Origin of the sequence: Nitratireductor thuwali (genome assembly GCF_036621415.1) — a bacterium.
Taxonomy (GTDB): domain Bacteria; phylum Pseudomonadota; class Alphaproteobacteria; order Rhizobiales; family Rhizobiaceae; genus Chelativorans; species Chelativorans thuwali.
This window is the reverse complement of record NZ_CP030941.1, coordinates 2,711,223-2,729,828: the sequence shown is the minus strand read 5'-3', so window position 1 is coordinate 2,729,828 and position 18,606 is coordinate 2,711,223. Positions and strand designations below refer to the sequence as shown.

17 protein-coding genes are annotated in these 18,606 nt (G+C 63.3%); 13 read left to right on the top strand and 4 right to left on the bottom strand.

What is annotated here, in order from left to right:
* The first annotated feature begins 69 nt into the window (after positions 1-69).
* The gene (locus tag NTH_RS13245; protein ID WP_338530452.1) at positions 70-1,074 is read left to right on the top strand and encodes a hypothetical protein; all 1,005 of its coding nucleotides are present in this window, start codon (positions 70-72) and stop codon (positions 1,072-1,074) included.
* Between the two features lie 143 nt (positions 1,075-1,217).
* A complete protein-coding gene (locus NTH_RS13240) occupies positions 1,218-3,440 on the top strand; it encodes a vWA domain-containing protein (protein ID WP_338530451.1) in 2,223 nt (740 codons plus the stop codon).
* 62 nt (positions 3,441-3,502) lie between these two features.
* Here the strand turns inward: NTH_RS13240 and NTH_RS13235 are convergent, their stop codons facing one another.
* The gene (locus NTH_RS13235) at positions 3,503-4,282 is read right to left on the bottom strand and encodes a hypothetical protein (RefSeq protein WP_338530450.1); all 780 of its coding nucleotides are present in this window, start codon (positions 4,280-4,282) and stop codon (positions 3,503-3,505) included.
* 181 nt (positions 4,283-4,463) lie between these two features.
* Here NTH_RS13235 and NTH_RS13230 point away from each other — a divergent pair, with 181 nt between their 5' ends.
* Both NTH_RS13230 and NTH_RS13225 read left to right on the top strand, forming a co-directional pair.
* Positions 4,464-5,012, top strand: a complete 549-nt coding sequence (locus NTH_RS13230; protein WP_338530449.1) for a molybdopterin-dependent oxidoreductase — start codon at positions 4,464-4,466, stop codon at positions 5,010-5,012.
* A complete protein-coding gene (locus NTH_RS13225; RefSeq protein ID WP_338530448.1) occupies positions 5,009-6,328 on the top strand; it encodes a sensor histidine kinase in 1,320 nt (439 codons plus the stop codon). Before NTH_RS13230 ends, NTH_RS13225 begins: the two co-directional genes overlap by 4 nt.
* 64 nt (positions 6,329-6,392) lie before the next feature.
* Here NTH_RS13225 and NTH_RS13220 read toward each other — a convergent pair whose 3' ends face one another.
* A complete protein-coding gene (locus NTH_RS13220) occupies positions 6,393-7,304 on the bottom strand; it encodes a helix-turn-helix domain-containing protein (protein ID WP_338530447.1) in 912 nt (303 codons plus the stop codon).
* 229 nt (positions 7,305-7,533) lie between these two features.
* On the opposite strand from NTH_RS13220, the gene NTH_RS13215 reads away from it, so the two are divergent.
* The 7 genes from NTH_RS13215 (at position 7,534) to NTH_RS13185 (ending at position 14,406) form a co-directional block, all read left to right on the top strand.
* Positions 7,534-8,763, top strand: coding sequence for an amino acid ABC transporter substrate-binding protein (locus NTH_RS13215; protein ID WP_338530446.1), 1,230 nt, complete (start codon positions 7,534-7,536; stop codon positions 8,761-8,763).
* Between the two features lie 110 nt (positions 8,764-8,873).
* Complete coding sequence (locus NTH_RS13210; RefSeq protein ID WP_338530445.1) at positions 8,874-9,746, top strand: branched-chain amino acid ABC transporter permease; 873 nt, start codon at positions 8,874-8,876, stop codon at positions 9,744-9,746.
* Positions 9,743-10,723, top strand: a complete 981-nt coding sequence (locus NTH_RS13205; protein WP_338530444.1) for a branched-chain amino acid ABC transporter permease — start codon at positions 9,743-9,745, stop codon at positions 10,721-10,723. Before NTH_RS13210 ends, NTH_RS13205 begins: the two co-directional genes overlap by 4 nt.
* Positions 10,720-11,448 (top strand): ABC transporter ATP-binding protein, encoded by a 729-nt coding sequence (locus NTH_RS13200; protein ID WP_338530443.1) that lies wholly within the window; start codon positions 10,720-10,722, stop codon positions 11,446-11,448. Before NTH_RS13205 ends, NTH_RS13200 begins: the two co-directional genes overlap by 4 nt.
* Positions 11,441-12,151, top strand: coding sequence for an ABC transporter ATP-binding protein (locus NTH_RS13195; RefSeq protein ID WP_338530442.1), 711 nt, complete (start codon positions 11,441-11,443; stop codon positions 12,149-12,151). Before NTH_RS13200 ends, NTH_RS13195 begins: the two co-directional genes overlap by 8 nt.
* Before the next feature lie 23 nt (positions 12,152-12,174).
* On the top strand, positions 12,175-13,626 hold the full coding sequence (locus tag NTH_RS13190) for an aldehyde dehydrogenase (protein ID WP_338530441.1): 1,452 nt from the start codon (positions 12,175-12,177) through the stop codon (positions 13,624-13,626).
* Positions 13,627-13,650: 24 nt separating this feature from the next.
* Positions 13,651-14,406: an SDR family NAD(P)-dependent oxidoreductase gene (locus NTH_RS13185; RefSeq protein WP_338530440.1), complete on the top strand. Its 756-nt coding sequence runs from the start codon at positions 13,651-13,653 to the stop codon at positions 14,404-14,406.
* 12 nt (positions 14,407-14,418) lie between these two features.
* Here the strand turns inward: NTH_RS13185 and NTH_RS13180 are convergent, their stop codons facing one another.
* Together NTH_RS13180 and NTH_RS13175 are read right to left on the bottom strand one after the other, a co-directional pair.
* Complete coding sequence (locus tag NTH_RS13180) at positions 14,419-14,952, bottom strand: 2,4'-dihydroxyacetophenone dioxygenase family protein (protein ID WP_338530439.1); 534 nt, start codon at positions 14,950-14,952, stop codon at positions 14,419-14,421.
* A 33-nt stretch (positions 14,953-14,985) separates the two neighbouring features.
* Positions 14,986-16,674 (bottom strand): thiamine pyrophosphate-requiring protein, encoded by a 1,689-nt coding sequence (locus NTH_RS13175; protein ID WP_338530438.1) that lies wholly within the window; start codon positions 16,672-16,674, stop codon positions 14,986-14,988.
* Positions 16,675-16,948: 274 nt separating this feature from the next.
* Here NTH_RS13175 and NTH_RS13170 point away from each other — a divergent pair, with 274 nt between their 5' ends.
* Both NTH_RS13170 and NTH_RS13165 read left to right on the top strand, forming a co-directional pair.
* Positions 16,949-18,010, top strand: a complete 1,062-nt coding sequence (locus NTH_RS13170; protein WP_422392395.1) for a TRAP transporter substrate-binding protein — start codon at positions 16,949-16,951, stop codon at positions 18,008-18,010.
* Position 18,011: 1 nt separating this feature from the next.
* Complete coding sequence (locus tag NTH_RS13165; protein ID WP_338530437.1) at positions 18,012-18,536, top strand: TRAP transporter small permease; 525 nt, start codon at positions 18,012-18,014, stop codon at positions 18,534-18,536.
* The last annotated feature ends 70 nt before the right edge of the window (positions 18,537-18,606 follow it).

The window sequence follows — 18,606 nt, the reverse complement described above, 5'->3', positions numbered from 1 at the left end:
GGAGGGGGACGGAATGGAGAGGCGGGTATAGGATTGAGAACCTGGTCAAAGGCTGAGGAGGTTATGTTCATGTGGGATTTCTCCATCCATGGGGCTCTTGGGCTCATGGCACGCACGGCGCCATTCATCTTGCTGCGCATGGCCGTCTATTTCGGCGTCGCGATAGCCTATGTGCTGATGACCGGGCTTGGCGCGGGGGTCGGCTGGGGCATTGGCGGCTTTGGGGACGAGGGCTTCCGTGCCGGCGCGACCTTTTGGGGCGGCATCATCGGTTTCGGCATTACAGGCGCCGTGATGTATCTCCTTCGGGAATACACGCTTTACATCGTCAAGGCCGGCCATATTGCTGTGCTGGTAGAGCTGTTGGACGGCAAACCGATGCCGCAGGGTCGCTCTCAGATCAGTCATGCGCGTCAGGAAGTTACCGAACGGTTTGCCCAGACGAGCGTGCTGTTTGCGATCGACCAGCTCGTCAAGGGCGTGCTGCGAGCCGTAACGGGCCTCGTGCGCGGCGTCGTGACGATACTTCCGATCCCGGGAGCGCGGCAGCTCGTCAGCATCGTCCACGCGTTCCTGCGCATCGCCGTCGGCTTCGTCGACGAGGTCATCCTTGCCTACGCGATACGCACCCGCTCGACCAATGCATGGGAATCGGCACGTACGGGACTCGTTCTTTATGGCCAGAACTACAAGCCCATGCTGAAGAACGCGGCCTGGCTGGCATTCTTCGTCTACGGTCTGTCCTTCCTGGTCTTTCTACTCATGCTGGCGCCGGCAGCCCTTGCAGTCTATCTGATCCCTGGAGCCTGGTCGGCGGGCGGAATGGTCTTCGCGCTTTTGTTCGCCTGGAGCGTGAAGGCAGCCTTGCTCGAGCCGTTTGCCATCACCTGCATGATGCAGGTCTACTTCAAAACGATCGAAGGGCAGTCACCCGATCCGGCCTGGGATGCCAAGCTGGAAAGCCTTTCATCAAAGTTCCGCCAGTTGAAGGATAAGGCGGCGTCCGCCGTCGCAGGCGCCTCGAGCCAGCCTGAAGGCGAAGGGCCAATCACCGCCACCGGCACCGCCGTCTAGCCGCTCCAGCTTTCCCCTTCGTTTGAACGGGGAAGACGCTCCAGCCCTGCACTATTGTCGGTCCGGAACGCCGAGAGGGAGAAGTAATGCGAAAAGCCGGATATCTCATAGCCAGCGCAATAATCTTGTCCGCCGGACCTGCGATGGCCGCTGAGGACGTCATGGTGGTCTTCGATGGATCGAATTCCATGTGGGGCAGGATTGACGGGACCGCCAAAATAGAGATCGCCCGCGATGTCATGGGCAACCTTCTGGGCGACTGGACGGACAACACCAATGTCGGCCTCATCGCCTACGGCCACCGTCGCGAAGGCGACTGCTCGGATATTGAGACGGTGCTCGCGCCGCAGAAGCTGGACCGCGACAGGTTTCTGACAAAAGTCGGGGAGATATCGCCACGCGGCAAAACGCCATTGACGGATGCGGTGGAAATGGCGGCTGAACAACTATCCTACCGCGACAATCCGGCGACGGTCGTTCTCATCTCGGACGGCATCGAAAGCTGCCAGCGCGACCCCTGTGCCCTGGCCAGCGAGCTTGAGCGCGCCGGCGTCTCCTTTACCGCTCACGTGGTCGGCTTTGGTCTTTCCGAGCGGGAAGAGCGCGATGCGCTGGCATGCATCGCAGAGGAAACGGGTGGCCTCTTCCTCAGTGCCGGCAATGCCGGCGAACTGGGCAAGGCCTTGAGCGAAGTTGGCACGGTCGTAGCCGAGGCACCCGAACCTAAACCAACACCGGAGCCGCAGCCCCAATCCGCACCGATCGTTACGCTGGAGGCGCCCGACACCACGATCATGGGCTCTTCATTCTCGGTATCCTGGAGCGCGTCCGGCCAGCAGCCGGGGGATTTTGTTACCATCGTGCCGGTTGGCGCCGAGGAAGGCGAACACGGCGACTATGCGCGGGTGAAGGACAAGAGCAGCGGTAGGCTGCAGGCGCCGGCGGAACCGGGCCGTTACGAGGTGCGCTACGTGGTCGAGGACGGCCGCGCAACGGCCGGATCGGTCGAAATCGAGGTCGTTGAAGCCAACGTCGCAGTAGAAGCTCCCGAAAGCACGACCGCCGGAGCAACATTCCCCGTCAGTTGGTCAGACGTCATACATCCTCGGGACTTCATCACCATCGTGCCGATGGATGCCGAGGAAGGCGCCTATGAGGACTATACGAGGGTGAAGGACGATCGGGAAGGAACCCTGCAGGCACCGGCGGATGCCGGCTTGTACGAGGTGCGGTACGTCCTCAACGAGGGGCGCAAGACCCTGGCCTCCGCTCCTATCGAGATTGTCGAGGCGGAGGCTTCCGTGGAAGCTCCCGAGAGAGCGACCGCCGGCGAAACCTTCTCGGTCAGTTGGTCGAACGCGATCCATCCCCGAGACTTCGTCACCATCGTACCAGCGGGCGCCGACGAGGGCAGCTATGCGGACTACACGAGGGTGAAGGACAGTGATCAAGGCAGCTTGCAAGCACCTGCGGATGCCGGGCTATATGAGGTGCGCTACGTTCTCAATGAGGGGCGCAAGACGCTGGCTTCCGCTCCTATCGAGATCGTCGAGGCGGAAGCTTCGGTGAGGGCTCCGGATAGCGCTGTGGTCGGCTCCACATTCACAGTGCAGTGGTCGAGGGGCATTCATCCGCGCGACTTCGTAGCCATCGTGCCCATGGGCGCGGAACCGGGCGATCATATCGACTACGCAAGAGTTTCCGACAAGGCCGAAGGGAAGTTGCGGGCGCCGGCCGAAAGCGGGCTCTATGAGGTGCGCTATGTCCTCAACGAGGGCCGGAAGACTTTGGCCTCCGAACAGATCGAGATCGTGGAAGCCGATATCGAACTGTCGGGGCCGGACACGGTACGCGCGGGAACAGCCATTCGCGTCGGGTGGTCCGGTACCGCGCCGCACCCGCGCGACTTCGTAACCATCGTGCCAATGGGGGCCGAAGAAGGCGATTATGGCGATTATGCCCGGGTAGGTGAGCGTGAGCAGGCCGACCTGGCTGCGCCGGAGGCGACCGGGCTGTACGAAGTCCGCTATGTGCTGGAAGAAGGGCGCCGCACGTTGGCCCGTCACCCCGTGGAGGTCGTTGCGGCAACCGCCACGCTGAACGAAGGCGGTGCACTCGAAGTGCCGGAGACTGGCGCGCCGGGCGCGACGGTGGAAGTTGTCTGGGAGGCTGAAAACCAGGACAACGACCAGCGGATCGCGCTGGCCGGTGCCGATCAGGCGGATTTCACCTGGATTGAGGCGCGGAAGGCAGATGGCGATGCGCTGACCTTTACCCTGCCCGAGGAAGCGGGCTTTTACGAATTCCGCCTCCTCGATATCACCGAGCGCAAGGTGCTCAGCCGGGCGACGATCGCCGTCGAATAAAGGCAGCTATCCCGCCGGCTTCAGGAGGCCGGCGGGCCCGTCGGCGACGGCCTTTTAACGCGCTACTGGAAAACCCATTCTTCGTGCTCAATCCGGATAATTCGTGGCATGCCTTCGAAAACGCGCAGGCGCACCACGGCGCGGCGCGGATGCCCGAAATTGCGGAAATCGGCGTTTACGGTGATCAGTCCGCGGAACATTGGCCGTTCACCGTCGAGTGCGATCCTGAGATCCGTGATCTCGGCATCCTGACTATCGAAGAGCGGATCGGCCTGTAGTCCGCTTTGAGCAATTTTCGCGGCCAACGGCTTGGCGAAGAAATCGCTGGCACGCGAGGGATGCAGCGGACTTGTGGTGCCGCCGGCCATCGCCTGAATGTGATCGCTGTAAAGGCGCTTCACGAGACGTTCGGCCGCCTGGACGATGTCCTGTGTGCCATCCTCAGATGATGTCCTGACGGGGCCGCCATCTTCTGCCAAATAGCGCTGTGCCACCCAGCCCTGAATGCTCCGGTCGGCATTTTGCATGAGGCACCAGCGCGGCGGCAGGGCTGCGCGCTCAGCCTCGCTCATTTCGAAATACAGGCCCGGCGGCACCAGCGGCACGCATGTGACCTGCTGTAGAGCGCGCGCGTTGTGGGCGAACTGGCCGATCACGGCATAGTCCGTGCCCGGACCCATGCGTGCATTCAGCGCGTCGTTTGGTGCCACGTCCACAACGCGCCAGCTATCCGGGCCATCGGCTTCGGCCCGTGCATCGTTGCCAGGGGCAAGGAAAACTGCATAGCAGGCGGCCGCGGCCACCGCTCCCAGGACAGTGCGGCGACGAGTGGATTTGGGCATGACGGATGTTCCCTTGGATTTTACTGCTGCCATTGAATCGCAAGCCTAAGGCAATAGGATACGTCAGTCCCCGTCCGAAAGAACGGGCAAGGCGACGGGTCCGCAGCTCTAGCTGGCGGCACCTCAACGCAGCAACGCGCCGCGGCAATCTACGCGGCCGACGATAATAATGGGGAGCGGCATGACCGGACGACGCGGCGTCCACCTTTTCTCGAATGGAATGTTATTCGCCTTGGGTATGGCTCTTTTCTTGCCGGTCCTGATGGCCGGTCGGGCCGATGCGCTGGAGACCGCACTCGGTGAACCCTCCGGCGAGATCCTGCTGGAAATCGAGGGGCGAATTCAGCGCACCAATCGCGACGGCAAGGCTGTCTTCGACCGCGCGATGCTGGAGGAACTGGACCCAGCAGTTCTGGAAACGACCACCGTCGTCACTGATGGCGTGCGCCGTTTCGACGGCTTCTATATGCGCGATCTTCTCAAGCGGGTTGGAGCGGAAGGTGAAACCGTGACGGCAAGCGCCCTGAATGATTATGTGATCGACATTCCGGCCACCGATTTCGAAAGATTTGACGTGGTCGTCGCCACCCACATGGACGGCGAGAGGCTGGAGCCGCGCGACAAGGGACCGCTTTGGATCGTCTATCCGCGCGACGATCATGCGGAGCTGCAGGATCTGCGCTACGACTACCGTTGGGTGTGGCAGCTCAATCATCTGGAAGTCCGATGAAAGCCGCGCGCGGCATCTATACCTATCCCCTTAGCCTCGCAGCCATTTTCGTCTTCACCTGCCTGCTGTCCTTCGCACTGTGGCGTCTGTCCAATGCAGAAGAGGCGCTGCGCAACCAGGTCGGAGACAATATGCTCTGGTCGATCAGCCGGGCCCAGGTCGCGGCCCAGCGGCTCGATATCGCGGTTGCTCGCGCACACCTCGGGGAAACGAACAAGGACGAGCTCGCGCTGCGCTACGACGTACTTTTGAGCCGGTTGACCTTGCTGGAGGCGGGGCCGCAACGGCGGTATCTCGCTGAACTTGGTCATCATGAGGCAATAGACGAACTGTCGTCGCGTGTGCGCGCTCTTGAGGACGAAATCCTTTCGGCCGGCTCGACAAGTATGCGCGCAGCCGGTGAAATTCACGGCCTGCTTTCCACTCTGGCCAGCGAGTTCGGCCGTGCGGCCAATCGATCCATGGTGGCCCAGTGGAACGAAACCGGCGAGCGGCTCGATGCGCAGCATGCTGCCGTCCTGCAGGTCATAGCGATCGTGGTGACCATTCTTGCCCTCGGCGCCTTCATCTCCTGGCGCATGCTCGCAGCACTTCAATCCGAGCAACGAGCCCAGCTGTCGCTTCTGCGGGAAAAGGAGATCCGCGAGGCCTATCGCAGCTTCGTGAGCCTGGTCTCACACCAGTTCCGCACGCCTTTGTCGGTGATCGATTCCTCCATGCAGCGCATTTTGCGCAAGGGCCCGGCAATGCCGCATGCAGAGCTTGCACGCCGTGCCGGCCGCGTTCGCGAGGTCGTTGCCTCGCTAACCCAGCTTATGGAAATCACGTTGCATTCAATGAAGTTGGAAGCCGGCCAGATCGATATCAACATGGTCGAACTGGACGTCGTGGCGGAGTTGGAAAGACTGCGCCAAAGCCAAATGGAAGACAGGCCAGATCGCACCCTCAGGATCGATGTCGGCGACGAAGTGCCGGCTCGCATTACGGCAGACCCTCTCCTTCTACAGGAAATCCTGGGCAACCTGATCGTCAATGCGGTGACATACTCGCCCCAGAGCGAACCGGTCACAATCCGCGTGAGCGCCGGCAGTAATTGCGTCCACATCGCCGTCGAAGACCGCGGCATCGGAATTCCGGAGGCCGAAAAGGAGCGGGTTTTCCAGCCCTTTTTCCGGGCGAGCACGGCCACCGATATTCGCGGCGTCGGCATCGGACTGCATTTGTCACGGCGCATCGCTCGCATGATGGGCGGCGACGTCACCTTCGAAAGCACCAAGGGCGTTGGTTCGACGTTTACACTGATGCTGACGATCTAGCCCTGGCCTGAGGACACGATGTCGGCGGCGTTAGCGGCGCCCGTTTGTTCTGATGCGCAGTGCATCAAGGCCATGCGGCGAAAGACTGGGCGCGCCTTGATTTGCGCAACACGGCCTCGCGTCGCATACGGCCGGGAGTGACGCCGGTTTCGCGCTTGAAGAACCGGCTGAAATAGGCGGCGTCCTTGAAACCCAGAGCTTCGGCAACTTCCGATGCCTGCAGGTTCGTTCCGCCCAGCAGCACCTCTGCTTCGGCCACCAGACGGGCATTGATGAGCGCCAGCGCCGAGCGGCCGGTGACGCGTTTGACGGCGCTGCCCAGCCTGCCTCGGGAGATAGACAGGAAGCGGGCATAGTCTTCAATGCGCCAGTGGTCGCGGGCGTGCAGTTCCACAAGGTGAAGAAAATTGCGCACGATCGCGCGCGGCGCAGATTGCGGCGCCGGTGCCTCGGGGCTCGACGTACGCCAGAGCGCGATCAGAACCAGGACGAGGTGATAGCGCGCGGCGTCCTGACCGCCCGGCCGGTCGTGCCGCAACTCCTCTCCCACCGCTTCGATCGAACGACACAGATCCTGGGCGACCGCCGGCTCCACCTTCGCGCCCAGAACGGGGTGGAACAGCGCATCCTTGACCTGCCCGCCTATGGGACCGGACGGCACCGCCCGCCCGATGGCGAGTTCGGAAGCCGCGAGCGCCGCCCCTCGCGCGCCGGCTTCGAGGGTCAGTGTGGCGGCGTTGCCAGTCGGCAGCCATAGGACGCAAGGCGATGCAAGTTGCACCACCTTGCCCTCCATGGAGAGCCGACCCGTACCCGAAATGAGCACGTAAGCGCGGTTGCGGTTCCCGTGCAGCGTCCAAGCGACAGGCGACAAGGCGGTCTTCACCGCCACCGCCTCCGTCTCGGGAAGCACCACGATGGGTGCGACTTCGGAGTTTCCCACAGAACCGCGGTCACCGCTGCTGCCGAATACCATGAACGTTTCCCGTTGGCCTCGGTCAAAAGTACAATTCTTTGCGCAATAAGTCCATTTGCAGGTTTTGGCAGCGGTTTAACATCTTCCCTGCATGCGGAGGAAACGGATCGGGCTCACGCAGCCTATCGGCGACATTCGCATTCCAGTCCCCCGGGAGGTCACGGGACTGGAACGCGTCAGCCGGCAAGCGCGCGCCAGAGATCCGGTGCGACATGTGGAGGAGAACCTTATGCTAGAACCAACCGGCGGGCGCCGCGCGCCCTCTTTGCTGCTATCGACGATTGCCCTGGCGGCGCTGGCCATCTGGCCGGCAAACGGCGCCGCGCAGGAGCGGACTTCGGTCAAGATCGGCTATGCCGTATCCAAGACCGGCGTCAATGCGGGCGGAGCAGGCATCACGACGATTCCCAACTATCAGCTCTGGATCAACGACGTGAAGGAGGCGGGCGGCCTGGAAATGCCCGACGGCAGCAGGCTGCCGATCGAGCTGATCGAATATGACGACCGCTCGTCGGCGGAGGAGGTGGTCCGCGCCGTGGAGCGCCTGGCCACGCAGGACGAGGTCGATTTCATCCTGCCTCCCTGGGGGACCGGCTTTAATCTGGCGGTTGCGCCGCTGTTCGACCGCTACGGCTATCCGCAGCTTGCCGTTTCGTCGGTGACCGACAAGGCGCCCGAATTCGTCGAGCGCTGGCCGAGGAGCTTCTGGTTCCTGGGCGGCGGCGCCGACTATACGGACGCACTGGCCAATGTGCTCGTCGACGCGCGTGAAGCGGGAACCATCAACGACAAGGTGGCGATGATCTCGGTGGCCGACGGGTTCGGCATCGACCTCGTGACCGCGGCGCGGGAAGCCTTTGCCGAGGCGGATATCGAGATCGTCTACGACAAGACCTATCCCGTCGGGACGACCGACTTCTCGCCGATGGTCAACGAGGCTTCGGGGACCGAAGCCGACAGTTTCGTTGCCTTCTCCTACCCGCCCGACACCTTTGCGCTGACCCAACAGGCGCAGGTTTCAGGCTATAATCCCAGGGTCTTCTACCTTGGCGTCGGCGTTGGATTTCCGGCTTACGGCGAAGACAACCCCGCTGCCGAGGGAGTCATGAGCCTCGGCGGCATCGACCCCGCCAACGAGGCCAACCGTGCCTATCGCCAACGGCATCAGGAGCTGACGGGCCAGGGGCCTGACTACTGGGGCAGCGTGATCACCTATGCTAGCCTGGAAATGCTGCAGGAGGCAATCAGGCGCGTCGGCCTTGACCGGGAGGCCGTATCGCAAGAGCTGTCCACCGGCACCTTCCAGACCGTGCTGGGCGAAACCAAGCTCGAAAACAACCAGCTCCGCGACCTCTGGTGGACCGGACAATGGCAGGACGGCGTCTTTGTCGGCATCGCACCGCCCGACAGGCCCGGCGCAGCCAAGCCGAGGCTGCCCAAGGCGCCCTGGAAGAATTAGCCGACGGCAGGGCCCGCTCCACATCCTCCCGTTGCCGGGCGGCGGCGGAGGATGGGGAGCAGCGCAGCGGTGCCGTCATCGCCAAGGAAACAACAGGTCAGGAAGTCGAAATGCTGACGACCGCAATTATTGCAGGTCTGGTGCTGGGCGGCACCTATGCGCTGGTGGCGATGGGGCTTACGCTACAATACGGCATCGCCCGCATCATGAACCTGGCCTATGGCGAGACCATGATCGCCGCGGCCTTCGCCGCATTCGTTCTCAAGGATGCGCTGGGCCTAAATCCGGTGACGGGCCTACTTCTGGTGGTCCCGGCAGGCTTTGCCTTCGGCTACGCCATCTATGGCGTCATGATGCGCCCACTGGTGGCAAGGGCCGGAGACCGCGGCGCACTGGAGATCGATTCGATCCTCGCCACTTTCGGTCTTCTCTTCGTCATCCAAGGGGTACTCCTCGTTCTCTTCGGCTCGAACTATATGAGCTATTCCTATCTGAACATCCCGGTCTCGATCCTGGGGGCGAACATTGCCGCCAACAGGCTTCTCGCCCTGGGGCTGGCCCTCACTATCGGTCTGACGCTTTACGCCCTGCTTCGTTACACGCGCTGGGGCACGGCGATCCGTGCCGTCGCCGTCGCTCCGCAATCGGCTGTGCTCGTGGGCATCGACGTCAATCGCGCCGCGCGCTTTGCCTTTGCGCTCGGTGGCGCCCTGGCCGCGGCCGGCGGCGTGGTCGTCTCCATGTACCAGACTTTCACCGCCACATCGGGCGTGACCTTCACCATGAAGGCGCTGATCGTCGTCATCATGGGCGGTGTAGGCAATCTTCTCGGCGCGCTCAGCGCCGGGCTCATCCTCGGCATGGTCGAGACCTTCGTCGCCACCTACCTGGAGCCCGGCCTGACGCTCGCCGCCACCTATGCGATTTTCCTGACGCTGCTTCTGTGGCGGCCGCAGGGCCTGTTCGGAAAGGCGACGCGATGAATGGACGCCTCGCCCTCATCCTTGCCGCCGCGCTTGTCGCTCTCGCCGCGCTGGCCTTGGCGCCCTTCTATCTAGGGCCATATCAGATCGGGCTTCTGATCGGGCTTACCGGCTATGTGACGCTTTCCAGCGCGTGGGCGCTTTTCTCCGGCCCCACCCGTTACGTCTCACTGGCGACGGTTGCGTTTTTCGGCATCGGCGCCTACACGGTCGCTGCGCTGAACGAAGTGCTGCCCTATCCCCTGGTGCTAGCTGCGGCCGCGGCCATTGGGCTTGCCGTGGCGCTGGTGGTCGGCCTTTCCACCCTCAGGCTGGCCGGCGTCTATTTCGTCATATTCACCTTCGGGCTTGCCGAACTCGTGCGCCAACTCGTCACCTGGTACGAGGTCAACGTCACCGGCACGCTCGGCCGCTACATCTTCATGTCGTTCGGGCCGGAGCAAATCTACTGGCAACTCCTGGCATTGATGGCGATCACGCTGTTCATATCGTGGTGGATCGGCCGCAACAGGCTGGGCCTAGCGCTGAAGGTGATCGGCGACGATGAAGTCGTGGCGGCCCATTGCGGAATCTATATCGCCCGCACGAAGCTTGCCCTGTTCGCGCTGAGCGCCGTCATCATAACCCTGGTCGGCGCGATCCAGGCACCGCGTTGGACCTATGTCGAGCCCGGCATCGTCTTTAACCCCACCCTGTCGTTTCTCACCCTGATCATGGCGCTTCTGGGCGGGGCCAACCGGCTGTGGGGACCGGCGCTCGGAGCGGTGCCGCTGTTCCTGCTCTTCGAATGGCTATCGGCCAGGTTTCCGGATCATTATTCCATCATTCTCGGTCTTCTTTTCATCCTGATCGTCTTCGCCCTGCCGGGCGGCGTCGCGGCCTTTGCGGAGCGCATGTTTGGCCAGCGAAAGCCCACCCCACAGATGCCGGGCGCCGAAAGCGCGCTTGCCCGTGACACGGCGGAGGCCAGGCGATGACACAGCTTCTGGAAGTCCGCGATCTCAGGAAGCGCTTCGGCGGGCTGACCGCCGTCAACGATGTCTCATTCACTGTCGATGTGGGCGAGACCGTCGGTCTGCTGGGCCCGAACGGCTCCGGCAAGACGACCGTCCTCAACATGATCTCGGGCCTCCTGCCGGCGAGCGGCGGCGCAATCATGCTCAACGGGGAAAAGATCGCGGGCATGCCCGCCCATCGCATCGCCACGCGCGGCGTGGCGCGCACCTTTCAGCTGGTGCGTGTCCTGCCCTCTTTGCGCGTGGCAGAAAACGTGGAGGCGGCCGCCGCATTCGGTCCGGAGAAGCTGTGGGGCGCGGCGGCTCGCGAAAAGGCGCTGGCCTGCCTCGAGCGCGTTGGCCTTGGCGGCCGGGAAAACGAGATGACCGCCGAACTCACCTATATCGACCAGAAGCGGTTGGAGCTCGCCCGGGCGCTGGCATCGGACCCGAGGCTGCTTCTGCTCGACGAATGGCTGGCGGGGCTCAATCCGACCGAGCTGGCAACAGGAATCGAGCTGATCTCCGATCTGAAAAGGGACGGCATGACCGTGCTGCTCGTCGAGCATGTGATGGATGCCATCCGCGCGCTGTGCGGGCGGTGCGTGGTCATGAATGCGGGACGCAAGATCGCGGACGGCGAAACCGGCAGCGTGCTGAGCGAGCCAGAGGTCGTCCGGGCCTATCTCGGAGAAAGCCATGCTTGAAGTTTCCGGCCTCAGCCTGCGTTACGGCAAGCATCTGGCCCTTGACGGCGTCGCCGCGAACATAGGGCGCGGCGAAACGGTCGTCATTCTGGGTGCAAACGGCGCCGGCAAATCGTCGCTCCTGAAAGCGATTGCCGGCCTGGTCAAGCCGGACGAGGGTGTGCGGATCAAGCTCGACGGCAACCCCATCGCGGGCCTGCCGCCCCATCTCATACCTTCCATGGGGATCGCGCTGGTGCCTGAAGGCCGCGGCGTCTTCGGCGATCTTACGGTGGAGCAGAACCTGTTGCTCGGCGCCTATTCAAGCCGTGCGCGCAGTGGCGAGGAGACACGGCGCCGCCATGTATACGAGCTTTTTCCGAAGCTTGCCGAACGCCGCCGTCAAACCGTCAATACGATGTCGGGAGGCGAGCAGCAGATGGTGGCCGTCGCCCGCGCGCTGATGTCGAAGCCCGACTATCTGATGCTCGACGAACCGAGCCTCGGGCTTGCGCCAGTCGTCGTCACGGAGCTTTTTGAAACGCTGGGGCGAGTGCGGGAAACCGGCGTTGCCCTTTTGATCGTGGAACAGAATGTCCGGATGAGCCTGTCGGTCGCCGACCGCGGCTATCTGATGGAGGCCGGACGCATCGTTGGAGAGGGAACGGCGGCTGCACTGAGGCGAGACAGCGCCGTGCAGCGGGCTTTCCTGGGTATGGCGTGACAGAAACAAGACGAGGTAGGAAGATGGAACAATTGGGATTGCTGATCGGCGAGGAAGATCGCGGCGCCTCCAGCGGGCAGACTTTCGAGCGCTTGAACCCGATGACCGGGGAAGTGGCCACGCGCGCCGCAGCAGCCAGCCTCGAAGATGCTCGACTCGCCTGCGATGCGGCCGCGCGGGCCTTTCCCGCATGGGCGGCGACGGGGCCCGGCGAAAGACGGCGCATCCTGCTTTCAGCCGCGGCCGCCCTCGAAGCACGGGGGCCAGACATCGTCGCCGCCATGGCCGAGGAGGTTGGAGCGACCGCTGGCTGGGCCATGTTCAATGTCGGGCTTGCCGCCGACATGCTGCGCGAGGCGGCTTCGCTGACGACGCAGATCACCGGCGAGATCATTCCTTCCAATCGGCCAGGCAGTACGGCAATGGCCATCCGCCAGCCGGCGGGTGTCGTGCTGTCCATGGCACCGTGGAACGCGCCCGTAATCCTCGGCGTGCGATCGCTCGCCACGCCGCTTGCCTGCGGCAATACCGTGGTGATGAAGACCTCCGAGCTTTGCCCGCGCACGCACCGGCTGATCGTCGACGCGCTGCACGAGGGCGGCGTGCCGCATGGGGTGCTCAACGCGCTTTCCAACGCGCCCGAGGACGCATCGGCCATCGTCGAAGCCCTGATCGCCCATCCCGCCGTGCGCCGCGTCAACTTTACCGGCTCGACGCGTGTGGGACGCATCATAGCGGAGACGGCGGGACGCTACCTCAAACCGGTGCTGCTCGAGCTTGGCGGCAAGGCGCCCATGGTCGTGCTCGATGACGCCGATCTCGATGCCGCCGTCGCGGCGGCCGCCTTCGGCGCATATATGAACCAGGGTCAGATATGCATGTCGACGGAACGTATCGTCGTCGATGAGAAGATCTCCGAGCCCTTTGTCCGCGCACTGGCGCAAAAGGCACGTTCCCTCAAGGCAGGCGACCCGCGGGAAGGCTCCACACCTCTGGGCTCCGTGGTCGACGAGAGCGCGGCCCGGCGCATTGAGGAATTGATCAAGGACGCCGTCGCCAAGGGCGCGGTGCTGGCCGCCGGCGGCGGTGTGCAGGGCACAGTCATGGAGGCCACCCTTCTCGACCGCGTGACGCCGAACATGCGCATTTATGGCGAAGAGAGTTTTGGCCCCGTGGTCACGATCGTGCGGGTGAGCGGCATAGACGAGGCGGTGCGGGTTGCCAACGACACGGAATATGGCCTGTCCGCGGCGGTTTTCGGCAAGGACATCAACCGCGCCATGTCGGTCGCCCGCCGCATCGAATCGGGAATATGCCACATCAACGGCCCGACCGTTCACGACGAGGCCCAAATGCCGTTCGGCGGCGTCAAGGATTCAGGCTATGGCCGCTTCGGCGGCAAGGCCGGTATTGCCGAGTTTACCGAGTTGCGCTGGATCACCGTCCAGGATGGCCCGATACATCATCCATTCTGACACGAATCCTATCGGTGCCGCGTCATGAAACTCCAGCACAAGACCTGTATCATCACGGGTGGCGGCGGCAGTCTCGGACAGGCCACCGCCCGCCTGTTCCTCGCAGAGGGTGCGCGTGTCGTGTTGGTCGACCGCGACGGCGAGGCGCTGGAACGGGCGATCGCTGACCTGCCTGCCAACAGGGTGGTGCCTCTCGCCGCCGACGTCACTTCGGCCAGGCAGACCGAGCGCTACATCGAGGCCACGGTCGAGCGCTTCGGGCCGATCGATGTCCTCTTCTCCAATGCCGGCAATTTCGGTGCCGTCGCACCCATCGCCGACTATCCCGAGGAGGCGTTTGACGCGGTGCATGCGGTCCACGTGAAGGGAGCCTTTCTGGCCGCGAAGCATGCCGTGCCCAGGATGCGGGACGGAGGCAGCATCGTCATCACTTCCAGCGTCGCGGGCCTGCGCGGCGACCCAGGCGTCTACGCCTATATCACTGCCAAGCATGCGCAGGTCGGCCTGATGCGCTGTCTCGCCAAGGAATTGGCGCCCCGCGGCATCCGCGTCAACACCATCCATCCGGGACCGGTAGACAACGGGTTTCAATATGCGGTGGAGGAAGGACTCGGCAGCCAGATGGGCGTCGACGGGACGGCGTTCTTCAACGACCTCATCCCGCTCGGCCGGCACGCACGCGCCGAGGAAGTGGCGCGATCCGTACTCTACCTGGCCTCCAGCGACAGCAGCTTCACGACCGGTACGACACTGGTGGTCGATGGCGGCATGTCGACATAGGAGATGGCTGTTTCAGCGGAACAGCTTCTCCACATAGCCCGCGCCGAGGCCGATCTTTTCGTAGTGGGTGCGGCACAGCTCTATATAATTGTGCACGTCGAAGAAGCCGTCCGGTTCGCCCTTCTCGTCGAGCCAGATGAGCGGCCCCTTGACCTGGAAGAAGACGCGCATCGGATCCTCGTGCTCATAGGCTACCAGCGTGTGCCCCTCGCCTGGCGTCTCGTAGACGAAATCGCCGGCGGTCGCCGTCCAATCGTGTTCCAAGTAGCCCCACTTTCCGGAAATCGTGTAGGCGAACACCTCGTGCGGATGGTAGTGACGGTTTACCAGGCCTGCGCTCTTGGCCATCAGTATGTCACACCATTTGTTCTGTGTCGGCGAAATCCACAATGGGCGCGAGGAAACAGTCTCAGTAAACGGCACGTAATAGCGCTCATCCCCTGTCGGCGCGTCGGCCAGATAGACCTCCGGGAGCGCGTCGCGCTGGAATACTTTCTTGATCGGTTTCAATTCCTTCCAGAATTCGGTCGTCGCCGGTTCCGCCATGGCTCTTCTCCTCGCTTCGCGGCTGGGTGTGGTTCACGGGCGCACATGCACGTCGATCAGCGCAAGGCCCCGTTTCTCGTCGATATGGCGCAGCGCCTCTGCGATAACGCCCGGCAGTTCCGCCCCGTCGCGCACCGTGCGGGCAAAGGCACGGCTTGCCTCCGCCACGCGCGCGAAATCGGGTATGGGCGAAAGGCCGGTGAGCGGCATGGCGTTGGTGCGCGAAGCATATCCATCGGGATAGATTCCGAGCACGGAATGACGCACCGCGCCCCATTCGGCATTGTTGAGGATGATCACCAGGACCGGCAGCTCCAGCGCCTCCGCGATCTGATGACAGGCGACGGGATTGGCGAACATATAGGAGCCGTCGCCCATGGTGGCGACGACCAGCCGGTCGCGCTCGGCAAGCTGCATGCCGAGCGCAGCAGGAAAGGCCCAGCCGAGCCCGCCCGAATGCGGCTCCTGGTACCAGGCCTTGGCATGATCGAGGCTCATTGGCGCCATGGGACAACCGAGTTCGGAGAAAACCGACGCCCCCCGCCCCTCGATCGCGCGCGAAAGGCACAGGCTCACCCATTCCTTGGTCATCGGTGCGCCCTGCCCGGCTTCCGCCTGCCCGACGGCGCGCGCGCGCGCGGCGCGATTGGCCGCGGCGAGTGCCTCGCGTCGTGCTTCGCCGGCGGCCTTCTCCGCCGGTTTCAGCGCTTCCATTGCCGCTTTCAGCGCTATGAGCCCATCCTCCACCTCGCAGGCAAGCCCTATATCGCAACGGAAATTGCGCACCGGAAAGCGGCTGTAGAGCGGATCCTGTCCCATATGGACCACCCGGCAGGTGGCTGCGGGGCGATGGCTGTCGGGCGCCCAGGGAGCCAGCGAATCGATGACGAGAATGACGTCGGCCTTATCGATCAGGGGACCGGGATCAGCCGGCGCGGCCATCGGATGATCGAGCGGCAGGGCAAGCCGCACGGCCCAATACTGGCAGACAGGAATGGCCCATTCGTCCGCGATGGCCTGCAAGGCGGAAAAGCCGGCTTCCCCGCCTGCCCCGCGCTGCGCTATGATCAGCGGGTTGCGCGCCTCGGCAAGAAGCCTGGCAGCCGCTTGCAGCCCTTCCGGATGAACGCCCGTGACGGTCGCAGTCATGATAGCGTCGCGGCCTATCCCGGCAGATGGGGACGGCTGGCAAAGAACCTCGCGCGGCAGGCTGATATAGACCGGGCCGCGCGGCGCGGAATCGGCGATTGCCAGCGCCCGGTCCACGATCTCCTCCACCTGCTCGGGAAAACGCAACTCATAGTCCCATTTGCAGGTTTCACGGACCAGCGCCGTCTGGTCGCGCATCTCCTGACCCCAGCCGATGGGCACGGTTCGCGCGCCCAGGCGATCCTTCTCCGTCGTCGGCGTGCGACCGGAGAAAAGCAACATCGGCACGTGTTCGGTTGCTGCATTGATGGCGCCGATGGCGCAATTGGCAAGACCCACATTGGTATGCGCCATGACCGCCTGCGGACGCCCCGTCGCCAGATAATAGCCGTGTGCCATTCCCATGGCCGCGGATTCGTGCGGCATGACGAGCGCGCGCGGCAGCGACAGGCCCTTGGCCTCCGCCTCCGCCAGCCCCTCGATCACCGGGGGGAAATCGGTCCCCGAATTGGCGAAGATATAGTCGATCCCAAGGGTTTTCATGCGCGCCAGCAGAGCTCCGCCGGCGGTCATTTGCAGGTCTTCCTTCGGTGGATATTCGTTCTTCAAAGCTGGATCCAACTGAGCATCTATTGCTATATTTGAAATATGTAATTCAATTATAGATTGACAATAGAATTTGCCGCCGTCAATCTCTTTTGGCGGATTTCGATGCCGCAGCGGTGGAAGGCCTTCGTCCGGGAGGAGGAGCCAGTTGGCTCCGGGATGGGGGAAAGCCGTAATCGGCGGGTGTGAATCGTGATCGATCTTGCGCCTGATTTCGTTTGAACTGAACCGGGAGGAAGAAATGAAACCATTATCTGGAGCGCGCCGCGCCGCCTGTCTCGTCACCGGGGCGGCCCTTGCGATGCTGGGCTTCGCCGGGACCGGCCTTGCCCAGGAAACGATCACGCTGAAGCTGCACCATTTCCTGGGGCCCAACGCCCCCGCGCAGACCGACATGCTGGCTCCATGGGCCGAACGCATCGAAGAGGCATCTGAAGGCCGCGTCCAGATCGAGATCTATCCCGCCATGTCGCTGGGTGGGCGCCCGCCGGAACTCATCAACCAGGTGCGCGACGGCGTCGTCGATATCGTATGGACGGTGAACGGCTACACGGCGGGTCTTTTCCCCCGCTCGGAAGTCTTCGAGCTTCCCTTCATCCACACCAACGATCCCGTTGCCACCAACCTGGCCATGCGCGAGATGTTCGACGAATATCTGGCCGAGGAATATTCAGGCATCAAGGTGCTGTTCAACCATGTCCATGCCGGCCAGGGGATCCATATGGTCGACCAGGAAGTGCGCAGCCCGGACGATCTGGCAGGCAAGCGCATCCGCATCCCCACGCGCACCGGCGCCTGGGTGGTGGAGGCGCTGGGGGCCAATCCTGTTTCCATGCCCGTTCCCGACCTGCCCCAGTCGCTGTCGCGCAAGGTGGTCGACGGCGCCCTCATTCCGTGGGAGATCATCCCCGCCCTGAAACTGCAGGATTTAACCGACTATCAGATCGAGGGCGCCGACAAGACCCGCTTCGGCACGACGACTTTCCAAGTGTCGATGAATCAGGCGAAGTGGGACAGCCTACCCGAGGACATCCAGCAGATTTTCCTCGACAATTCAGATGATGAATGGGTGCGTGAGGTCGGCCGCATATGGCGCGACATCGATGACAAGGGCATCGCACTGGCCGTCGAGGCCGGCAATGATCATATTACCCTAACCGAAGAGGAAACCGCCGCGTTCCAAACGGTTCTGGAGCCCGTGGTGGAGCGTTGGGTCGAGGAAGTCAGCGCCAAAGGCATCGACGGCAATGCGCTTGTGGAGGCGGCCCGGGCCGCTATCGCGAAGCACGCACAAGCCAACTGAGATGGCGCATTGGACGGGCATGATGGCGCGGCTGACGGCGATACTGCGCCGCGCCATCGAATACTGGGCGATCGCCGGCGGGATCGTTCTTCTCGGGGTGGTGCTGGTCAACGCACTGAGCCTGACCAGCTTCATTGTGGCGGGCAGTCCCTTTCCCGGCGATTTTGAGATCGTGGAAGTCGGCGTCGCGGTCGCCGTCTTTGCATTCCTACCCTATTGCCAGCTCTCCGGCGCCAATGTCACGGCCGACATCTTCACTTCGGGCGCCGGTCCCCGACTTCTAGCGGGGCTGACCGCGGTCGCGTCGGCAGTCGCCGCCCTCTTCGCGGCGTTCCTGTTTTCACGCATGCATGCAGGATTTCACGATCTGCGGCTCTACGAGGAAACGACGGCGATCTACCAGTTTCCCATCTGGGCTGCCTATATTCCCATCCTCGTTTCCATCGCCCTCCTTTTTGCCGCCGCGCTGATCACGTTCGTCGATGCTCTCGGCGGCAGGATTCCCGAAGAAGGCGGCCCGAGGTGACGGCCGCCAGCCACTCTTCTTCCACAAGCAGGATAAGGCCAGGTCCGCTGCGGGCCTGCGAAAGGCGCTG